This window comes from Sediminivirga luteola, from assembly GCF_014639315.1.
Taxonomy (GTDB): Bacteria; Actinomycetota; Actinomycetes; order Actinomycetales; family Brevibacteriaceae; genus Sediminivirga; species Sediminivirga luteola.
In genome coordinates this window covers 85,641-104,848 of record NZ_BMFY01000012.1, presented here as the reverse complement: position 1 = coordinate 104,848, position 19,208 = coordinate 85,641, and the positions used below count along the sequence as shown (strand labels likewise).

15 protein-coding genes are annotated in these 19,208 nt (G+C 69.4%); 11 read left to right on the top strand and 4 right to left on the bottom strand.

Annotation, left to right across the window (positions count from 1 at the left end; translation table 11 throughout):
- From IEW13_RS13135 to IEW13_RS13110, 6 genes are all read left to right on the top strand, one after another.
- A complete protein-coding gene (locus IEW13_RS13135; RefSeq protein ID WP_188551377.1) occupies positions 1–1,482 on the top strand; it encodes a serine hydrolase domain-containing protein in 1,482 nt (493 codons plus the stop codon).
- Between the two features lie 88 nt (positions 1,483–1,570).
- Entirely contained in the window at positions 1,571–1,888 is a 318-nt protein-coding gene (locus IEW13_RS13130; protein WP_188551376.1) for a DUF3870 domain-containing protein, read from the top strand.
- Between the two features lie 199 nt (positions 1,889–2,087).
- Positions 2,088–3,242 (top strand): DUF819 family protein, encoded by a 1,155-nt coding sequence (locus IEW13_RS13125; protein WP_188551404.1) that lies wholly within the window; start codon positions 2,088–2,090, stop codon positions 3,240–3,242.
- A complete protein-coding gene (locus IEW13_RS13120; RefSeq protein ID WP_188551375.1) occupies positions 3,243–4,373 on the top strand; it encodes a dipeptide epimerase in 1,131 nt (376 codons plus the stop codon).
- On the top strand, positions 4,370–5,395 hold the full coding sequence (locus tag IEW13_RS13115; protein ID WP_188551374.1) for a C40 family peptidase: 1,026 nt from the start codon (positions 4,370–4,372) through the stop codon (positions 5,393–5,395). The genes IEW13_RS13120 and IEW13_RS13115 overlap by 4 nt, the downstream gene beginning before the upstream one ends.
- Before the next feature lie 205 nt (positions 5,396–5,600).
- Positions 5,601–6,701, top strand: a complete 1,101-nt coding sequence (locus tag IEW13_RS13110) for an NAD(P)-dependent alcohol dehydrogenase (RefSeq protein WP_188551373.1) — start codon at positions 5,601–5,603, stop codon at positions 6,699–6,701.
- Positions 6,702–6,950: 249 nt separating this feature from the next.
- Here the strand turns inward: IEW13_RS13110 and IEW13_RS13105 are convergent, their stop codons facing one another.
- Together IEW13_RS13105 and IEW13_RS13100 are read right to left on the bottom strand one after the other, a co-directional pair.
- Positions 6,951–10,061 carry an FAD-binding and (Fe-S)-binding domain-containing protein gene (locus IEW13_RS13105; RefSeq protein WP_188551372.1) on the bottom strand — a complete coding sequence of 1,037 codons (3,111 nt, stop codon included), beginning with the start codon at positions 10,059–10,061 and terminating at the stop codon, positions 6,951–6,953.
- A 36-nt stretch (positions 10,062–10,097) separates the two neighbouring features.
- On the bottom strand, positions 10,098–11,312 hold the full coding sequence (locus IEW13_RS13100) for an acyl-CoA dehydrogenase family protein (protein WP_188551371.1): 1,215 nt from the start codon (positions 11,310–11,312) through the stop codon (positions 10,098–10,100).
- Positions 11,313–11,414: 102 nt separating this feature from the next.
- On the opposite strand from IEW13_RS13100, the gene IEW13_RS13095 reads away from it, so the two are divergent.
- Entirely contained in the window at positions 11,415–12,458 is a 1,044-nt protein-coding gene (locus IEW13_RS13095) for an Fpg/Nei family DNA glycosylase (RefSeq protein ID WP_188551370.1), read from the top strand.
- A gap of 235 nt (positions 12,459–12,693) precedes the next feature.
- Here IEW13_RS13095 and IEW13_RS13090 read toward each other — a convergent pair whose 3' ends face one another.
- Positions 12,694–13,896: a CaiB/BaiF CoA transferase family protein gene (locus IEW13_RS13090; RefSeq protein WP_188551369.1), complete on the bottom strand. Its 1,203-nt coding sequence runs from the start codon at positions 13,894–13,896 to the stop codon at positions 12,694–12,696.
- Complete coding sequence (locus tag IEW13_RS13085) at positions 13,893–14,858, bottom strand: hydroxymethylglutaryl-CoA lyase (protein ID WP_188551368.1); 966 nt, start codon at positions 14,856–14,858, stop codon at positions 13,893–13,895. Before IEW13_RS13085 ends, IEW13_RS13090 begins: the two co-directional genes overlap by 4 nt.
- A 275-nt stretch (positions 14,859–15,133) precedes the next feature.
- On the opposite strand from IEW13_RS13085, the gene IEW13_RS13080 reads away from it, so the two are divergent.
- The 4 genes from IEW13_RS13080 to IEW13_RS13065 all read left to right on the top strand — a co-directional run bounded on the left by IEW13_RS13080 (position 15,134) and on the right by IEW13_RS13065 (position 19,147).
- Entirely contained in the window at positions 15,134–16,144 is a 1,011-nt protein-coding gene (locus IEW13_RS13080; RefSeq protein ID WP_188551367.1) for a Bug family tripartite tricarboxylate transporter substrate binding protein, read from the top strand.
- Complete coding sequence (locus tag IEW13_RS13075; protein ID WP_188551366.1) at positions 16,141–16,839, top strand: tripartite tricarboxylate transporter TctB family protein; 699 nt, start codon at positions 16,141–16,143, stop codon at positions 16,837–16,839. Before IEW13_RS13080 ends, IEW13_RS13075 begins: the two co-directional genes overlap by 4 nt.
- A gap of 9 nt (positions 16,840–16,848) precedes the next feature.
- On the top strand, positions 16,849–18,387 hold the full coding sequence (locus IEW13_RS13070; protein WP_188551365.1) for a tripartite tricarboxylate transporter permease: 1,539 nt from the start codon (positions 16,849–16,851) through the stop codon (positions 18,385–18,387).
- Between the two features lie 88 nt (positions 18,388–18,475).
- The gene (locus IEW13_RS13065) at positions 18,476–19,147 is read left to right on the top strand and encodes an IclR family transcriptional regulator (protein WP_188551364.1); all 672 of its coding nucleotides are present in this window, start codon (positions 18,476–18,478) and stop codon (positions 19,145–19,147) included.
- The last annotated feature ends 61 nt before the right edge of the window (positions 19,148–19,208 follow it).

Genomic DNA, 19,208 nt, shown 5'->3' with positions numbered 1-19,208 from the left:
ATGACGGATGCGGGCCGCCCGGACCCGGCACCGGGGCGCGGTGAACAACTCGGCGAGGCCGTCCGCCTCGCGGCGAAGTACCTGGACGCCCGGGTGCGGGAGGAACGGGAACGAGGCGTGACGATGGCATACGGCCTCGTCGCTGGCGGCGGGCTGAGCTGTGCCGGTGGCGGTTCCGGGCACATCTACCGAGTCGCCTCCATGACGAAGTCCTTCACGGCGGCGCTCGTGCTCGGGCTCAGGGACGGCCTGGTGCGGTCACTGGAACCGCTGGATCTGGACCGCACCTTGCGGAGCTATCTCCAGCCGGTCATCCCCGCGATGGCCCGCCGGGAACTGCGTGCGATCACCGTCAGGGACGCATTGACGATGGCCACCGGACTGCCGACCGACGACCCCTGGGCGGACCGCCTCGAGAGCCTAGGCCGGCAGGAGTTCGCGGTGCTGCTGGACCGGGACCTCGTCACGAATGCGGGGGCCGGGACGGCCTACGAGTACTCCAATCTGGCGTACGCGCTGCTCGGCGCCCTGGCGGAGAAAGTGACCGGCAGGACGTTCCGCGACCTCGTACACCAGGAGATCCTTGCCCGGTTCGGGCTCTCCGAGTCGGGACTCGACTACCGGGCGCTGCCGGCGGACAGGCTGATGCCGGGATTCCGCCGGGGCCTGGACGGGATGCGGGTCCCCGAGCCGTGGCAGCCGCCGGGAGCCTTCAGCCCCATTGGCGGATTGCTGAGCACCGTCGCCGACATCGCGCGCTGGATGACGGTGCTGATGAGCGCCCTGCCCGCTGCGGAGGAAGGCTGGGCGAGGATATTCCGGGACATGCAGCAGGCTCAGCGGTTCTACCGGCTGGAGCAGCGGCCAGAGGCCGTCGCGGTGGAAAGCTACGGCTACGGCCTCCACCATCGGCACGAACCCGTGCTCGGGGACATCCTCTACCACTCTGGCGGCTATCCCGGATTCGGCTCGCATATGCGATGGCACCCGGCGTCGGGAACGGGGGTGATCGTGATGGGGAACACCACCTACTTCGACGCAGCGGCCCCCGCCCGGGAGGCCCTCGGCCGGATCACGGCGGCGTGGTCCGCCACGAACCCGGCTGCCTCGCCGGGCACGACGCCGGTGGCGCCCAAGGCGGCCCGTCCGCTCCACCCGCACCCCGTGCCTGCCGAGGTCAGGGAGCGGATGCACCAGCTGGAAACGCTCATCCGGAGCTGGTCAGATGCGGGCGCCGACGCGATCTTCAGCGCCAATATGGATCTGGACATGAGCCGGGCCGAGCGACGCGAACTCCACGCCCGCGCGCGGCAGCGGACCGGTGAGGCAGCGGACGCCCCTTTCGAGGTGGAGTTCCTCTCTGCCAGCCAGGCCCGCTGGACGGTGACCGGCCCGGCCGGCACTCGGACGGTCACTGCGAAAACGGACCCTTTCGGGCTCATCTGCGCCGTGGAGGTGGAGACGCGATCGCGCGATGAGTGACGGCGCGCCGTGTGGCAGGCAGCCGGCTCCGGGGCCTTTTGGCCGCCCGGCTGTTGAGCGGCCGGGGTGAGCTGCGTAACATCGTGCCATGTCGTCATCGATCTTCGTCACCGGCGAGGCGAAGGCACCGTCGAACAACGCCATCACCACGCAGTACGGTCTGTTCTACATCGCCTTCGTGATCGACAACGACACCCACCGCATTCTGGATGCCGAGTGCACGGCGACGTTGGCCCTGACGAACTCCTTCGTCAGGGACCTGTTCGTCGGAGCGAGCATCGCAGAGGAAGGTCGCCTTACGGAGCAGATTACCCAGCGCTATCACGGCTCCTCGCAGCGGGCACTCATCGCGGCGTATCACAGCGCCGTCGTGAAGTACCGCGGCATCGTCGGCCTGCCCGGCTGACACACCGGCCCGGGGGACGCCAAGCAGCCCCCGCCGCCAGTGCACGACCGCACCGATTGCCTTAGTCCTTCGCCGGACGAGATCCAGTCGGGGACAGCACGGGCGCGTACGCGAGTGCGCGCCGTCCGGGCTGTTTCCGGCTTTTTTCGTGCCCGAGAACGGGCATGCAGGCAGTTCGAGGAAGGACGTGAAAACGGCAATGATCACCGATGGGTTCCTCTTCCTGGGGGTGCTGCTCGCCATGGCGGGCGTCATCGTCTACGTGGAGAGACGCAAGCAGTACGCGCTGTTCCGGTACGTGCCGGGATTCGTGATGCTCTACCTCGGCGCGGCGGCGCTCAACACCGCCGGTGTATTCGGCGACTCCGAGTCCATCGAGACTGTGGGATCCGGAGTCCAGGACGCGCTGCTGCCGGCGATGATCCTGCTCCTGCTGTTCCGCTGCGATGTCCGCAAGATCGTCCGGCTCGGTCCCAAGCTGCTCCTCACCTTCGCGGTGACCGCGGTCAGCATCGTGATCGGTTTCATTGTCAGCTACCTGATCTTCCAGGGACTGCTGGACGAAGGATCCTGGCGGGGCCTGGCGGCACTGAGTGCTTCCTGGACCGGCGGCTCGGCGAACATGGTGGCTGTCCAGGGCATCCTCGAGGCGCCGGAGAACATCTTCGGCCATGTGCTCATCGTCGACACGATCGTCTATTCGCTGTGGCTGCTGGTGATGTTCTCCTCCGTGGCGTTCTCCGACCGGTTCAACCGCTGGACCAAGGCGGACACCAGTCACCTGGATGTTCACGCTGCTGCGGACACCGAGGACGAGGCCCGGCCGATCGACCTGGCGTCCTTGATGACGCTGATTGCCTTCAGCCTCTTCGTCTCTGCGATCGCCTGGCAGATCGGCGGGGTCCTGCCGGAGATCGGCATCGTCGTCACCGGCACCACCTGGACCATCCTCATCGTGAGTGTCCTTGGCCTGATCATCGGCTCCACCCGGCTGGGGAAGACCGCCGGATCCACCGAGGTGGCGACCATCATGCTGTACGTCATCATCGGCATCATCGCCTCGGGTTCCGACTTCAGCTCCATCGCCGAGGCGCCCCTCTACCTGCTCGCCGGCCTGGTCGTCGTGATCGTGCACGGCCTGATCATGGCTATCTACGCCAAGCTCACCCGGACCGAGCTGTTCAGCATCGCGGTGGCCAGCACGGCGAACATCGGCGGCGTGGCCTCCGCACCTGTCGTGGCCGGCGCCTTCAACCGCCAGCTGGTGCCCGTCGGCGTCCTGTTCGCGCTCATCGGCGCGTTCGGCGGGACCTTCGTCGGCCTCCTGACCGGTCAGATCCTGGCGGTGCTGTAGATGAGCAGACTGCGGATCGAGGCGCTCAGCACGCGGATCGGTGCGATCCCGCTGAAGCGTCCCTTCATCACATCTCGCCGGCGTACCGAGAGCGTCACCGTCGTCACCGTCGAACTCCGGCTCGCCGGTGGCGCTACCGGGATCGGTACCGCGGCGGAGACTTTCGCGGTGACGGGGGAATCCGCGGCCTCCATGGCCGCGGCCCTGGATGGGCCCATCGCCGCCGCGCTGACCGGTGCCGAGCGGTCACTCACCGGGCATGCCGAGGCCATCGCAGCCAGCTGCGCATCGAACACCAGCGCCAAGGCGGCCGCCGAGATCGCCCTGCACGATGCATGGGCCCGCGGCCTCGGCGTGCCGCTGGCCACGGCGCTCGGCGGTGATCCGGCGGCGGAACTCCGCACCGATATGACCGTCAGCCTGCAGGACCCCGCCACCATGGCAGCCGACGCCGTGGCCGCCGCCGAAGACGGGTACCGCACGCTGAAGATCAAACTCGGCGGCGACTGGTCAGCGGATATGGACCGGTTGCGCGCTGTCAACGAGGCGGTTCCGGAAGCCTCGCTGCGCCTGGATGCCAATCAGGGCTGGACGGTCAAGGACGCCATCCGTGCGATCCGGCGGATCGAGGATGAAGGCTTCCCGGTGGAGCTCGTCGAGCAGCCCGTGCACCGGGAGGATCTGCACGGGCTGAGGCAGGTCACTGCCGCCGTGATGACGCCGGTGATGGCCGATGAGGCGCTCACCTCGCCCGCCGATGCGCTCCGCCTGGCCGGCATGCGGGCGGCGGACCTGTTCAACATCAAGCTCGCCAAGTGCGGTGGCATCCGGCAGGCCCTCGCGATCGCGGACATCGCTCACGCCGCCGGGATCCCCTGCATGGTGGGCGCGATGATGGAACCCCGCGTCTCCATCACCGCCGCCGCTCATCTGGCCGCTGCGCACCTGGCGATCACCCTGATCGATCTTGACCCGGCCGAATGGATGGCCGAGAACGGACCGGCAGGTGGATACACGATGCACGGCTCGCGGATGGTGCTTCCGTCGGCGCCGGGCCTCGGGTTCCAGGCCGGCCGGAGCTCCTCCGGCCGGAACGCCCCTGAAAGAGACACGGAAAGGACGACCCCATGAAGATCGCCACGCTCATCAGCGGACTCCTGGCAGCCTCGCTGACGGCCGTCGCCGCGCCCGCAGCGGCAACGGGGCCGGCCGGCAGCGAGGACGCCCTCGCTGCCGGGGACACGGCATTCATCGGCGTCACCGCGGCGACGCTGTGGGTGGAACCCGGTCTGGCCCGCGACATCGACGCGCCCTCCCTGAGCGACCCCGTGGACCTGGACCGGTGGAACGAGAACCTTGAGGACACCGAACTGCGACGCTGGCTCACCGGGAAGCTGGAGACCCAAGCCGTCTACGGTTCCCGGGTGGAAGTCCTCGACATCGAAGGCGACTGGGCCCATGTGGCCGTCGCCGAGCAGTCCACTCCGCGGGACGAGCGCGGCTACCCCGGTTGGCTCCCGGCCGCGCAGTTGCGCGAGGACGACCGCTTCGAGCGGCTGCAGGAACGGCGCAGCCGGGCGGTGGTGACGGCCAAGCGCGCTGCGCTGGCTGCGGATCCCAAGGGGAATCGGGTGCTGCAGGACCTGAGCTTCAACACCGAGCTCCCGGTCCTGGCCCGCACGCCCCGTGCAGTGCGGGTCGCGCTCCCGGGAGGCGGCGGCGCGTGGCTGGACGCCGCCGATGTGGATGTCTACGCGCCCGGACAGGATCCGGCTCAGCCCAGTGGGGACGACCTCGTCGCCACCGCGGAACAGTTCCTGGGGCTGCGCTACCTCTGGGCCGGCGTGTCCTCGTACGGTTTCGACTGCTCAGGATTCACCTACAGCGTCCATCGTGCCCACGGCATCGACATCCCCCGTGACTCCGGCGTGCAGGCCGAAGCCGGGCAGGAGGTGGCGGTGGAAGATCTGCAGCCCGGCGACCTGTTGTTCTTCGCCGAGCCCGGTGGAGTCGGCCGGGTGCACCACGTGGGCATGTACATCGGCGACGGGCGGATGATCCACGCGCCGAACGCCGCGGAGTCCGTCTCCATCGTGGACTGGCAGGACTGGGACGCCGCCGATGAGTTCTCCGGAGCGCGCCGGATGATCTGATCCGTGCGGAGCGGGTCTGACACGGGCCGGCCCTCATCGCCGCCGGTGCGGGCCGGTCCAGTGCTGTGACGGAGCCCACCTGGTGCGACCTGCAGCGGCGGGCGTAGGCTCACAGCAGGCATAGACGAACATCTATGCGTTCTATATGCCGCGGTGCGTGGTGACCGGCCTCGAGCTGCGGCGCCGTGCGAGGAAGAGGGACAGCATGAAGATCACAGCAGCAGTCGCCACCGCACCCGAGACGGATCTGGACATCCGCGAACTCGAACTCGATGAGCCGCGCCCCGACGAGGTGACCGTGCGGCTGGTCGCCTCCGGCGTATGCCACACCGATGCCATCGTCCGCGACCAGTGGTATCCCACTCCGCTGCCGGCCGTCCTGGGGCACGAGGGCTCCGGCATCGTCGAAGCGGTCGGATCCGCCGTGACGGACCTGAAGGTCGGAGACAAGGTCGTGCTGGGCCCGGCGTCGTGCGGGGTGTGCGAGCAGTGCATCACCGGCCATCCGCAGTACTGCGTCGACTTCTACGCCTACAACTTCGGTGGGACCCGGCCCGACGGTTCCGTCGCCTTCACCCAGGACGGGGAAGCGGTCTCCTCGAACTTCTTCGGGCAGTCGTCATTCGCCTCGTACACGAACGTGCGGGCACGGAACGCCGTGAAGGTCGCCGATGACGCGCCCCTGGAACTGCTCGGCCCGCTGGGCTGCGGCATCATGACAGGTTCCGGCGCGGTGCTCAACGTGCTCAAGCCCGGCCCCGGCGAATCGATCGCCATCTTCGGCACCGGAGCGGTCGGACTGGCCGGGATGCTCGCGGCGATCGCCGCCGGCGCCACGACGATCATCATGGTCGACATCGTCCCCTCGCGGCTGGAGTTCGCCAAGGAACTCGGCGCCACGCATGTGGTCAACTCCCGGGAGGACGACGCGGTCGAGCGGATCCGGGAGATCACCGGCGGCCGCGGCGTCAGCTATGCCCTGGACACCACCGGAGTGCCGCCGGTGTTCTCCCAGATGACCAAGTCCCTCGCGCTGCGCGGTCACGGCGCCCTCGTCGGCGCTGCGAAGCTCGGCACGGAGGCGCCGTTCGACATCGGCACCCTCCTGGTCAGCGGGATCACCGTCTCCATGGTGGTCGAGGGCGATGCGGTGCCGCGCGAGTTCATCCCCAAGCTGATCTCGCTCTACGAGCGCGGCCTGTTCCCGTTCGACAAACTGGTGAAGACGTACGGGTTCTCCGACATCAACACCGCCTTCGCCGATTCGGAGTCGGGCGAGACCATCAAGCCGGTCCTCTTGTACTGAGCTGCGCTGGGCCGTGCCTGGCCGGCAGCAGGCCAAGACCGGACTTTATCCGGTAGGGTCCTGGGCCGTGCCCGGTCTGTAGCAAGCCGAGAAAGCCACGGCTGTTTTGAAAACCCACCAGTGATCGGCGGTGGGAATTCGAAACAGCCGTGGTTTTCGCCTCTCGTGCCGGCGATCCTGCCGTGCCGCGATAGGTATGGCGTTTCGTTGAGTGACGCTGCGGATGAGAAATTAGCGGGGTGAACGGTTTCAGCGGAGCAGGGCGCGCCGGAGCACCTCCGCCAGGTGCAGCGCATCGGCTCCGGTTCCCTGCCGCACCTGTGTCCGGCAGGAGAACCCGTCGGCGAGGATGAGGTCGCCCGCGCCGCGCTTGCGGATGGCCGGGAACAGCTCTCGTTCGCCCAGCTGGAGGGACAGCTCGGCGTGGCCCGGTTCAAAGCCCCAGTTGCCGGCCAGCCCGCAGCAGCCGGTTTCAATGGTGCGTTCGTCGACGCCGATGGCCTTCAGTACCTCAGAGGCCGGGTCGTGGTCCCCGACCGAGCGTTCGTGGCAGTGCACCTGGCCCACCGCCCGGATGTCCAGGCGCCCGAACGGCCACTGAGCTGCGCTCCGGTCCCCGGGTGCCACGTCCCCGCGCGTCGGTGTTTCGTTCCTGCTCACAGGCGCCCCGTCTTCGCCAGGACGCGCGTTCGCGCTGGGAGGGACTGTGGCGTTCACCGGCGGGGCCATGCCATCAAGGCGCAGGTCCGAGCCGGGCAGGTGCCGCGCCACCACCGTGGCGAAGGGGGCGACCAGTTCCTGCAGCCGCGCCGCGCGCGGGTCGTCCGGCAGCAGTTCCGCCGCCTCGTGCGCCAGCATCGCGTGGCAAGAGGGTTCCAGCCCGATCACGGGCAGCCCGGCCGCCAGATACGGTTCCATCACGTCCAGCGTCGCCGCCAGCACCCGCTTCACCATGCCCAGCTGCCCCGTGGAGTGCCAGGTCAGGCCGCAGCAGACGGCACCGGCCGGCATCTCCACCCGGTAGCCCAGTGCCTCCAGGACCTCGATGGCCGCCTGCCCCGGACCCGTGTCCAGATGGTTCGTGAACGAATCCGGCCATAGCACCACGGCCGGCCTGGCGTCGGCGGCGGCCGCGGCGGCGCGGGCAGCGTCCGGCGCGGCCCGGCCTCGTCCACCGGTCCGGCGACGCAGGAACAGTTCCTGCAGGGAACGAGGGGCGAAGGAGATCATCCGGCGGGAACGGTCCACGCCGGCGGCAGTCTTGGTCAGCCACTCGATACCGGGTACGCGCATCGCCGCGTTCACCGCGGCCGCCGCGCCGGGGACCTTGTGCAGCAGACGGGTGGCGGCCGGCAGCCATCCCATCGAGTAATGGGCCAGCGGCCGGACCCGGCCCTCATAGTGCCGGTGCAGGAACTCCGCCTTGTACGTGGCCATGTCCACGTTCACGGGGCACTCGCTCGCGCAGGCCTTGCACGAGAGGCACAGGTCGAGCGCGTCCTTGACCTCCGCGGAACGGAAGCCGTCCGGGATGGACTCGCCGCGCAACATCTCCGAGAGCAGCCGGGCCCGGCCGCGGGTGGAATGCACCTCATCCCGGGTGACGTGGAACGAGGGGCACATGGCTCCCTCCATGGAGCGGCAGGCGCCCACGCCCACGCACCGGTTCACCGCGTTGACCAGCGATCCGCCGTCCCGGGACAGCGCATGGACCGGCCGCAGCTCGAACGTCCGCTGCCCGGGACCGGGCCGCAGGCGCTCATCCAGCGGCTCGGGGTCCACCAGTACGCCGGGGTTGAAGACGTTCCCGGGGTCGAACACGGCCTTGAACCGCCGGAACGCCTCACGCGCCTCCGGGCTGTACATGGTGGCCAGCAGCTCGGAACGGGCACGGCCGTCGCCGTGCTCGCCGGAGAGCGAGCCCCCGTGCCGGTGGACCAGCGCCGCTGCGTCCTGGAGGAACGCGCGGAACACGGCCACGCCCTCCTGCGTGCCAGGTGTGAAGGACAGGCGCAGATGCACGCATCCCTCACCGAAATGGCCGAACGGGATGCCCCGCAGGCCGTGCTGTGCCATCAGAGCGTAGAGATCGCGCAGATAGTCGGCCAGATGTTCCGGCGGCACAGCCGAGTCTTCCCAGCCGGGCCACGCCTCGCCCCCGTCCGGCAACCTGGTGACGATGCCCGCGCTGGCCTCCCGGATGCGCCATAGCGCCCGGACTCTGGCGGGATCGGTCACGACGACCGACTCCGCCGCCTGGGGTGTGTCCGCGACCAGCCGCCGGGCGAGGTCCTTCGCCTCCTCCGGCGTCGCGCCCGTCGTCTCGCAGTACAGCCAGCCGCCGGTGCCCTCCTCGTCCGCCGGGCGCCCCATCGCCGTGCCGAGCGCGCCGAGGCCGGGAAGGTCGGCGCCGGCGTCCTCGTTTCCTGGCTGGGACCGCAGCGCGTCGAGCAGATCGCCGCCCATGCCCTCGATCGTCGCCACACCGGGCCGGCGCAGTGCAGGGGCCGCGGCGGCCGCGTCGAACACGGTGGGGAACGCCAGGACGGCCAGCGCGGTCGCCAGCGGGCGTTCGACGAGTGAGACGGTCAGCTCGGTGATGACGCCGAGGGTGCCCTCCGATCCGGCCACGGCCTTGGCCGTGTCGAAATGGTGCTCCGGAAGCAGGTAGTGCAGGCCGTACCCGGACACCTGCCGGGGGAAACGCCCCAGTTCCAGGCGCAGCAGCGCGAGGTTCTCTTCCCGCAGCTGCCGCAGCCCGGCATCGAGCGTCTCGTCGCCGGTGCCGCCCGCCCGCAGGGTGACCTCGCGGCCGTCAGCCAGCATGAGGGTGACGGAGATCAGGTTTGACGCGGAGGTCCCCCAGGCCACCGAGTGGGAGCCGCAGGCGTTGTTCGCCACCATCCCGCCGATGGTGCAGCGCGAGTGCGTGGACGGATCGGGCCCGTAGGTGAGGCCGTGCGGAGCCGCCGCGGCGCGCAGCTGGTCGCAGACCACCCCCGGCTGGACGCGTGCCAGGCGGGCTTGCGGATCGATCTGCAGGATGCGGTCCAGGTGCCGTGAGGTGTCGATGACGAGGCCCTCGCCGATGGCGTTGCCGGCCACGGAGGTGCCGCCGCCGCGGGCGACGACGGACCAGCCGTGCAGCTGTGCCAGCTCGAGTCCGGCGCGGATGTCGCCGGCATCGCGGGGTTCCAGGACGGCGGCGGGCAGCCGGCGGTAGAGGGAGGCGTCGGAGACATAGGCGCCGCGGGTGGTCAGATCCTGCCGCAGGAGCGGGCCGAGCCGTTCCCGGAGCGCCCTGATGCGAGCACTCGCCTGGGCGGTGCCGGGCACCTGCGCGGTCTCCGTGACGGTCATCGGCTCTCCTGGCGCGTCATCAGGCTTCAGGTTCTGTCATGATGCAGGGTCCCTCCGGTGTGGCGCCAGCAGTGCCTCGGCCAGCGAGTTCTCCGCGGCCTGATAGTCCGCCGGATGGAAGATCCCTGCGAGCACATCGCGGTAGAGGCGGCTAAGTTCGTGACCGGAGGCGAAGGCGCCGCCGCCGGCCAGGCGCAGGGCGTGATCGACCACCTCGCGCGCGGTCTCCGTGGCGCGGATCTTCAAGCCGAGGCTGCGCCCGGCCAGCTGCCTGCCGATGAGTGGCTCGCCGGCGGGATCTGCCCCTGTTTCCGTGCTGGCCGGGGCGCCGAGGACGGCCTCGTCATAGCGGAGGGCGAGGAGTTCTAGCTGGGCCCGGACCCCGTCGAGCGCGATGAAGGCCTGAGCTAGATGCTGCCGCACGTAGGGGTTCTCCTCCCGGGCGGCGCCACGGTCCAGGACTTTCGGCGAGGCCCCAGCGGCCTCCCGGGCTGCGAGGTCCAGGGCCCGGTCGCCGATGCCGGTGTAGACGGAGGCGATGAGGGTGGCGAAGGAGAACGACAGCGCCTGGGTGAGCGCATCGTGCTCGCCGGGAATCGCGCGCCAGAGCAGCCGGGCGGGCGGAACGTGGACGCCGTCGAGCGTCGTGGTGTTGCTCTGGGTGGCGCGCTGGCCGAGGGTGTCCCAATCCTCACGGATCTCGTAGCCGGGCTGCTTGCGGGAGACGAAACCGTAGACGATGGACGGCTGTTCGGGATCGGCGCCGTCGGTGCCGAAGAGGCCGAGGTGATCCCAGGCCGGGCTGAGCGAGGTGAAGACCTTCGTACCGGTGAAGCGGTAACCGCCCTGGCCATCGGCGTCTGCCCTCGTGAGGGAGACGAGCGGCACCGCGTTGTTTCCGGGCTCGGAGAAGCCGAAGGCGAAGAGCTTTCCGGCTGCGGCCTCCTGCAGCACCCAGGTGGCGGCCGGCACGCCCTGCCGGTGCAGGGCCAGCGCGATGGCCACCCAGACGTGGTGCATGTTCACCGCCAGGGCGGTCGCCGGGGCCGCCGCCGCGAGCCGGCGCTGCTCTGTCACCAGCTGTGAGAGGGACAGTCCCGCCCCGCCCAGATCCGCCGGGGCCAGCACGCCCAGGTAGCCGGCGTCCCGCAATCCGGCAAGGTCCTCATGGAAGAACGAGTTCTCCCGGTCGTAGCGCGGGGCTCGTTCCCGGATCGCCGCCAGCAGCTCATCGTCGAGGAAAGCGCTCATGTCCCGATTCTCGCACCTCGCCCGGACAGCAGCCCCGGTCCTGCTGGAGGGCGCGCCGGTAGGGTGTGGCGGTGGACATCGTCGCGAGGAGAGGACATCGGCATGCCTGAGGGGCATTCCATTCACCGGGTCGCCCGGCAGTTCGAGGCGAACTTCGCCGGTCGCATCGTCCGGGCGTCGTCGCCGCAGGGCCGCTTCGCCGAGGGCGCCGCGAAGCTGGACGGCAGGACCATGCTGCGGACCTTCGCCGTCGGCAAGCAGATGTTCTCCGAGTTCGAGGACGATCTGTGGCTGCGGGTTCATCTGGGGATCTACGGGGCCTGGGATTTCGCCGGACAGGTCAGCACCACGCTGGGCCAGACCGGGGAGTATTCACGGCCCTCTCCGTCCCCGGCGACTCAGGCGGCCGACGCAGGCGGGGACGACGATGGTGACGGCGGCGGGGAGCACCGTGACGGCGCCCGCGCCAAGATGCACGATTCCCGCGGCGAGACGTCTCTGTCCTCCATCGGCGCGCCGAGGCGGGCGCGGATGCGGATGGCCGAGCAGGAGAGCGCGACGACCGAGCTGTCCGAGTGGCCGCCGGAACCGGTGGGCGCGGTGCGGCTGAGGCTGCTGACGGAAGCCACCTGCGCCGATCTGCGCGGGCCCACCGCATGCGAGGTGCTGGATCCCGCTCAGGTGGACGCGCAGCTGGCCCGCCTGGGCCCAGATCCGCTCGTGGATCGCGGCAAGAACGGTGAGGCCCGGTTCGTCGAGGCGGTGCGCAAACGGCGAACTCCCATCGGGATCCTGCTGATGGACCAGTCCGTCGTGGCCGGCATCGGGAACATCTACCGGGCCGAGATGCTCTACCGGGCGCGGCTGAGCCCGTTCCAGCCGGGCAACACGCTCACCGAGGAACAGGCGCGCCAGCTGTGGCGGGACTGGACCAAGCTGCTCAAGGTCGGTGTGGAGGTCGGTCAGATGATGACCATCGACGGCCTGCGCGGCAAAGCGAAGGAGAACGCCCTGCGGAACCGGGAGGACCGGCACTGGGTGTACGGCCGCGCGGGTCTGCCCTGCCGGACCTGCGGCACGCCCATCGCGCTGACGGAGATGCAGGGCCGCAAGCTCTACTGGTGCCCGGCCTGCCAGCCGGACTGATCTTCTCCTGGCCGCGCCGCGCTGTCGCTTGATTCCGGCGTGACCGGCCGGTCGTCCCCTGGTTCGCTGCTGCTTGGTTCCGGGCTGAGGTACAAATTCCGGGTGAGCGCACCAGGAATTAGTACACAACCCCGGAGGTAAGCCGCTTGGGTTCTAGTGAACGTTGCATGACCCCGGAGGTACGCGCGCCGACGGTGCGCGAAGCCGGCGCCGGGCGGCACAGGGGCCGTCGTGCTCAGGACTTCGTGCTCGCCTGAGCTGATGGTGCCGCTTCGGCGAAATCGGCGGCCTCGGCCGGGGAGTAGCCCAGTTCCACCGCGATCTCGTAGGTGTGCTCCCCGGCCTGCGGGATGTCCCGCCGCAGACCCAGGCGCTGTCCGTCCAGCTCCAGGGGCAGGGCGGGCATCCGCATGCGCGTGCCGGTGCGCAGGGTCACCTCGAGCCCGGCGCCGGGCTCGGCCAGATGAGGATCCTCCAGGAGGTCCGCCGGAGTGGCGACCGGCGCGAAGGGAAGCCCCTGCTGTTCGCAGATCGCCACGATCTCCGGATAGGAGAGCGCATCGAGGGCGCGCTGCAGTTCGCGGTGCACGTGTTCTCTGCGCGCCACCCGCTCCTCGTTGGTGCTCAGCCCGGGGTCGTCGCGCAGATGCGTCAGCCCGAACCCCTCGCACAGCGACAGCCACTGGGTGCCGGAGACCGCGCCCAGGAAGATCTGCCGTCCGTCGCCTGCGACGAATATGTCGTACACCGGCCAGGTTGCCTCGCGTGCCGGCATCGGCGCGACGTCCTGCCCGTAGATCGCCACCTGCGCCATATGCGGCGACATGAGGAAGGCGCTGTTCTCGAACAACGAGCTGCGCACCAGCTGCCCGCGTCCGGTGTGCTCGCGCTGGCGCAGGGCCGCCATGATCCCGATGGCCGCGAACATCCCGCCCATGATGTCGTTCACCGAGGCCCCGGCGCGCAGCGGGCGACCCGGGGGACCTGTCATATAGGCCAGCCCGCCCATCATCTGCACGACCTCGTCCAGGGCGGTGCGCCGTTCGTAGGGACCGGGCAGGAAGCCCTTGAGGCTGCAGTACACCAGCTGGGGGTGCCGACGGGACAGCGTCTCGTAGTCCAGTCCGAGCTTGCCCAGGGCGCCGGGGCGGAAGTTCTCCGTCACCACATCGGCGGAGTCCACCAGCCGGCCGACGAGTTCCCTGCCGCGATCGCTCTTCAGATCCACCTGCAGGCTGCGCTTATTGCGGTTGAACGCCGGGAAGAGCCCCGAACCCGAACCCGGCAGAGCGCGCGTCTTATCGCCTCCGGGCGGCTCCACTTTGACCACATCGGCGCCGAGGTCGCCCAGCAACAGGCCCGCCGAGGGGCCCATCGCCATATGCGAGAACTCGACGACGCGGATGCCCTCCAGCGGTAGCGTGGTCTCCTCGCTCACGAGACCGTCCCGGAGGCCGAGGGGAGGAGCGGCGAGGGCATCGCCGGGATGCCGGCCAGCGACGAGGCAAGGGGATGGCCGACGGCCTCGGCGATCTCCTCGCGCAGGGCCGGCAGCGGGGCGGGGTCGACGCCGGTGGGGATGCCGGTGCGATGTAGCAGGTGCAGCAGATCGTCGGTGCCGATGTTCCCGGAGGCACCGGGGGCGAACGGGCAGCCGCCGAGTCCGCCCAGCGCGGCGTCGTAGTGGGCGATGCCCAGGTTGAGCCCTTCCCAGGCATTGGCCATGCCGACGTTATAGGTGTCGTGCAGATGGAGGCCGATCTCCTGGTCCGGGAACGCCTGGCGCACGGCGGTGACCGTTTCCCTGATCTGCTGCGGGACGGCATTGCCGATGGTGTCGGCCAGGGTGACGCGCTGCACGCCGAACTCCCGCAGCCGGCCGACGACCCGCAGCACGTTCTCCGGCGGGGTGAGCCCGTCGAACGGGCAGATGAACGAGGTCGCCACGCCCGCCTCCAGATGGACGGAGGCGTTGGTCAGACGCTCGGCCGCTACGGCGAGCCGTTCCAGGGCCTCGTCCACGCTGCGCCCCGAGTTCGACCGCGAATGGCCATCCGTCGCCGAGACCACCAGCCGCGCGTGGCGGGCGCCGGCGTCGATGGCGCGTATGGCGCTGCGCTCGTTGAAGATCAGCGTGTACAGCGGCGCGTCGGTCTCGTCCAGGAGGGTGCGCAGCAACTGGTCGGTGTCGGCCATCTGCGGTACCCGCTCGGGATGGACGAATGCGCCGATCTCCAGGGAGGCGAAACCCGCCGCGAGGAGGGCACGCGCGATGTCGATCTTCTTCTCGGTGGGGACGATGCGGTCCTCGATCTGGAGTCCGTCCCGCAGCAGCGTCTCGGTGATCTCCACATGCCCGGGCAGACCGGGGTGCGCTGGAGTGGTGGATGTGGGGTTCATGACCGTGTTTCCCTTCGGCTCGCCGTTGAGCACGTCGAATGGTGGTTCACACGGTAGCAGCAATTACTACTATGTGGAACCTTGTGCCAAATAGTGACAGTTGTGTAGTGTGTATCACACTTCGGCGGACCGGCCGCAGCAGACGCAGCAGTGATATGGCCGACGCAGCAGGCAACCGGACGCCTGGGACGGCCACCGGAGGATACGCAGGCTTATACGGTCAGGGCTGCGTGGGCAACGACGCCCACGCAGCTCTCAAGGGAGTGGAATCACACATGGCGCGATGGAGCGACGACTCATTCACACGAGCCCTCGGGGTTCTCGGCGGGACGGCGGCGCTGGGCCTCATCGCCGGCTGCGGCGCAGCGGCCACGGGCCCCGGCGCGAATTATCCATCCGGCCCGGTCACGATCACCGCGCCGGCCGATCCCGGCTCCGGCTGGGACACGACCGCGCGGGCGATCGTTCAGACGCTGGAGCAGGAGGACCTGAGTGACTCGCCCCTGCCGGTGCAGAACCGGCCCGGGGGTGACGGCTGCGCGTGGATGACGCAGATGGTGGAGAGCCACGCCGGTGCCGACGACCAGATCGCGATGACCTCCATGGCGACGCAGTCCAATGAGGCGCGGGGCCTGTGCGCGTACAGCGTCGACGATGTGACGATGCTGAGCACGCTCATCGTCGAGCACTACATCATCGTCACCGCCGCCGACTCCGAGTACGAGACCCTGGACGATCTGCTCGACGCCATGAACAGCGATCCCGGCGGGGTGCCCATCGGCGCTGGCGGTGACGACCAGCTGCCGCTGGCACTGACCGTGATGGAGTCCGGCGGAGACCCCTCGGCGATCAACTTCGTCTCCTATGAGGGCGGCGGCGCGCAGAACACCGCCCTGCTCAACGGGGACATCGCGGTGGCCGTGGCCGGGGTGAGCGAGTTCCGCGCCCAGATCGAGGCCGGCGAGCTCAGGGCGCTGGGCACGATGGCCGAGGAGCCCCTTGAGGCCCCGCTGGACGATGTGCCCCTGGTGACCGATCTCGGTTATGACGTCACCATCGCCAACTGGCGTGGGGTGTACGGACCGCCCGAGATGCCCCAGGAGGCGGTCGACTACTGGCAGGCGAAGCTGCACGAGCTCACCGAGACCGAGACCTGGCAGCAGCTCGTCGCGCAGAACCAGTGGGGCGAGCTCGTCCTCGGCGGCGATGAGATGCTCGAGTACATCACCGAGGCCGGGGAACTGGTGGACCTCGGCGTCCAGGAGACGGCGGGTGACCAGGGGTGACCCAGACCGCCGGAATGTCCGGGGACGTCCCGCCGGGGGGTGACGTCCGCCGTCCCTCCTGGCGGGACGCCGCGCTGGCCTCCGACACGCTGCTCGGCGCCGTCGTCGCGGTCGCCGGTACGGCATTCTTCGTCTCGGCACGCGGCATCGCCCATCCTCCGCAGCTGGTGGTGGGCCCCGGGACCCTGCCGACGCTCATCGGCGCCGGTCTGGCTCTACTGGGCCTGGCGCTGATGGTCCAGTCGCTCCTGCGGAACCTGCGCGGTCCGCTCGCAGAGGGCCCGGTCACAGCCGGGGAGAGCGCGATCCTGGACGAGCGAAGGCCAGGCGCCGATGCCGGGGTCGCGGTCCAGGTCGCCGACGCGTCCGCGCCGGCGGAGATGAGCGTTCCGGAACGGGCTGCGGGGCCGACGGAAGCGGCGGCACCCGCCGCCGGGGCCCGCAGGCTCCGTGGCGGCTGGCGGGTGCTGGCGGCTTTCGCTCTCTTCGCCGGTTACGTCCTGGCGTTCATACCGGTGGGTTTCCTGCTCTCCACTGCGGTGTTCCTGTTCGTCATGACCACGTTCGCGCAGCCGGAGAAGAAGGTCCGCAACGCGATCGTGGCGGTCGTCTTCACCCTGGTCGTGTACGTCGCGTTCATCTACGGCCTCGGCGTCTACCTGCCCAGCGGGATCACGCCGCTGCCCATCTTCTAGGCGGTACACATGTTCTTCGAGACCCTCTCCGATCTGGGTGGCGGTTTCCTCAACGCCTTGAGCCCGATGAGCCTGGCGTTCGCGCTGCTCGGCGTGCTGATCGGCACCATTGTGGGCACCCTGCCGGGCATCGGCCCCATCACGGCGATCGCCATCCTCATCCCGGTGTCGTTCGGGCTCGACCCGGCGCACGGGCTGATCATGCTCTGCGCCATCTATTACGGGTCCATGTACGGCGGTTCCATCAGCGCCGCGCTGATCAAGACGCCGGGCGAGATCTCCAATGCGGTGATGGCCCTCGACGGCTATCAGATGGCGCGGAGGGGCCGCGCCAGGACCGCGCTGGCCACTGCGGCCCTGGGCTCCTTCATTGCCGGGACGCTGGCCGTCATCGGACTGACCTTCCTCTCACCGGTCCTGGTACAGGTCTCGCGGGTGCTGGCCTCACCGGAGTACTTCTTGCTGATGCTGCTCGCGCTGGTCCTGGCGTCGACCCTGGTCACTGGCTCATGGCTCAAATCCGGGATCGCGGTGTTCATCGGCCTGGCGGTCGGCACCATCGGCTTGGACCCGCAGATGGGTGCTCCCCGGCAGACGTTCGGGCTGGACATGCTCCGCGACGGCGTGGAGTTCACCATCTTCGCGATGGCGTTGTTCGCGGTGCCGGAGGCGATCCGTCATCTGGGGAATCCTCGCGGATTCCGCAAGCCGGTGCCCATCCGCAAGGGCCCCATGCTCAATCGCGAGGATTGGCGCCGCGCGGCACCGGCCTGGGCCCGGGGCTCGGGGCTGGGGTTCGTCATCGGCGTCCTGCCCGGCGTGGGCCCGACCCTGGCGGCGTTCATGTCCTACGTCATGGAGAAGCGCCTCTTCGAGTGGCGGCCACGCGGCCGGAAAGAGCGCTTCGGCGAGGGCGCTATCGAAGGAGTCGCCGGTCCGGAAGCCGCCAACAACGGCGGCGTCGGCGGCGCCATGGTGCCGTTGCTGAGCCTGGGCATCCCCGGCTCCGCGACGACCGCGCTGCTGCTGGTGGTGTTCATCATGTACGGCCTCCAGCCCGGCCCGCTCATGTTCGAGCAGGAAAGCACCCTGGTGTGGACCATCATCGCCAGCATGTACATCGGGAACCTGGCGCTGCTGGTGCTCAACCTGCCGCTGGTGGGTCTCTTCGTGAAGCTGCTGACCATTCCGCCGGTGGTGCTGTATGCCGCAATTCTCTGTTTCGTGCTGATCGGTGCCTACGCCATTGAGTACAGCCTCTCGGGTCTGCTGCTGATCCTGGTGTTCGGCATCCTGGGCTACGGGATGGACAAATTCGGCATCCCGCTGGCCCCGGCGATCCTGGCGCTCGTCCTGCTGCCGCTGATCGAGAGCAACTACAGCCAGATGATGCAGATCTCCGGCGGGGACCTGAGCGTCCTGGTGCAGCGCCCCGTCTCGCTGACGATCATCATCTTCACCGTCGTCTGCGTGGCACTTCCGCCGATGGTGCGGCTGCTGCGCCGTCGCGGTGACCGCCGTGAGGAGAAGGTGGAGGTGCCCGCCTGAACCTCGTGGACGGCGCGCGGATCACCGTCTGGAGTAGCGCGGAACCGGATGTTTGCGGTTCCGAAGTGCCCACCCTAGATTCATCCTCATGAGCCAGAACCGGAGAATCAGCGGCGTGGGCGTGCTGGACAAGACCGCCGCGATTCTGGACATCGTGGAGATGCACCCGATGACGACCGCGGAACTCGCCCGCCGCATGGACATGACGGTCTCCACGACGCATCGGCTGGTGCGAGCGCTTCAGACGCTCGACTTCCTCGTCAAGGAGCGCGACGGCACCTTGAAGCTGGGTCCGCGCGTCTCGGCGACGCAGACGACGCGGCTGCTGGTTCCGCTGATGACGAGGCTGCGCGATGAGACGGGCGCCTCCACGCAGCTGTGGACCCGGCAGGGCGATCAGCGGTTGTGCGTCTTCGAGGTGGAGGCGCTCAGCGAAGTCCGCGTCTCGGTGCCGGCCGGCGTGTTCCTTCCCCTGGACACGGGGGGATCGGCCGCCGATGTCCTCCTGGGCCGGCCGGTCGCACCCGGGAAGGGGTGGATCGAGTCCTACGGCGGCCGGGTGCCCGGTGCCTGCTCGGTCAGCGCCCCGGTGGTCGTCGGCGAGCGGGTCGCGGCGGCGCTGTGCGTGTCGATCCCGATCCGCCCGGACGGCGTCGGCCCCGGAGAGCTCTTCGGCGAACGCGTGGTCGCCACCGCCGAGGCCATCGCCAAGACCCTGGAGGACAACCGGGCCGGCGCGGCGCAGCTGTTCGGCCCGTAACCGGCCAGTCGCGTCCCTGGGCTGCTGCTGCTTGGTTCCGGGGTCGTGTACAAATTCCGCG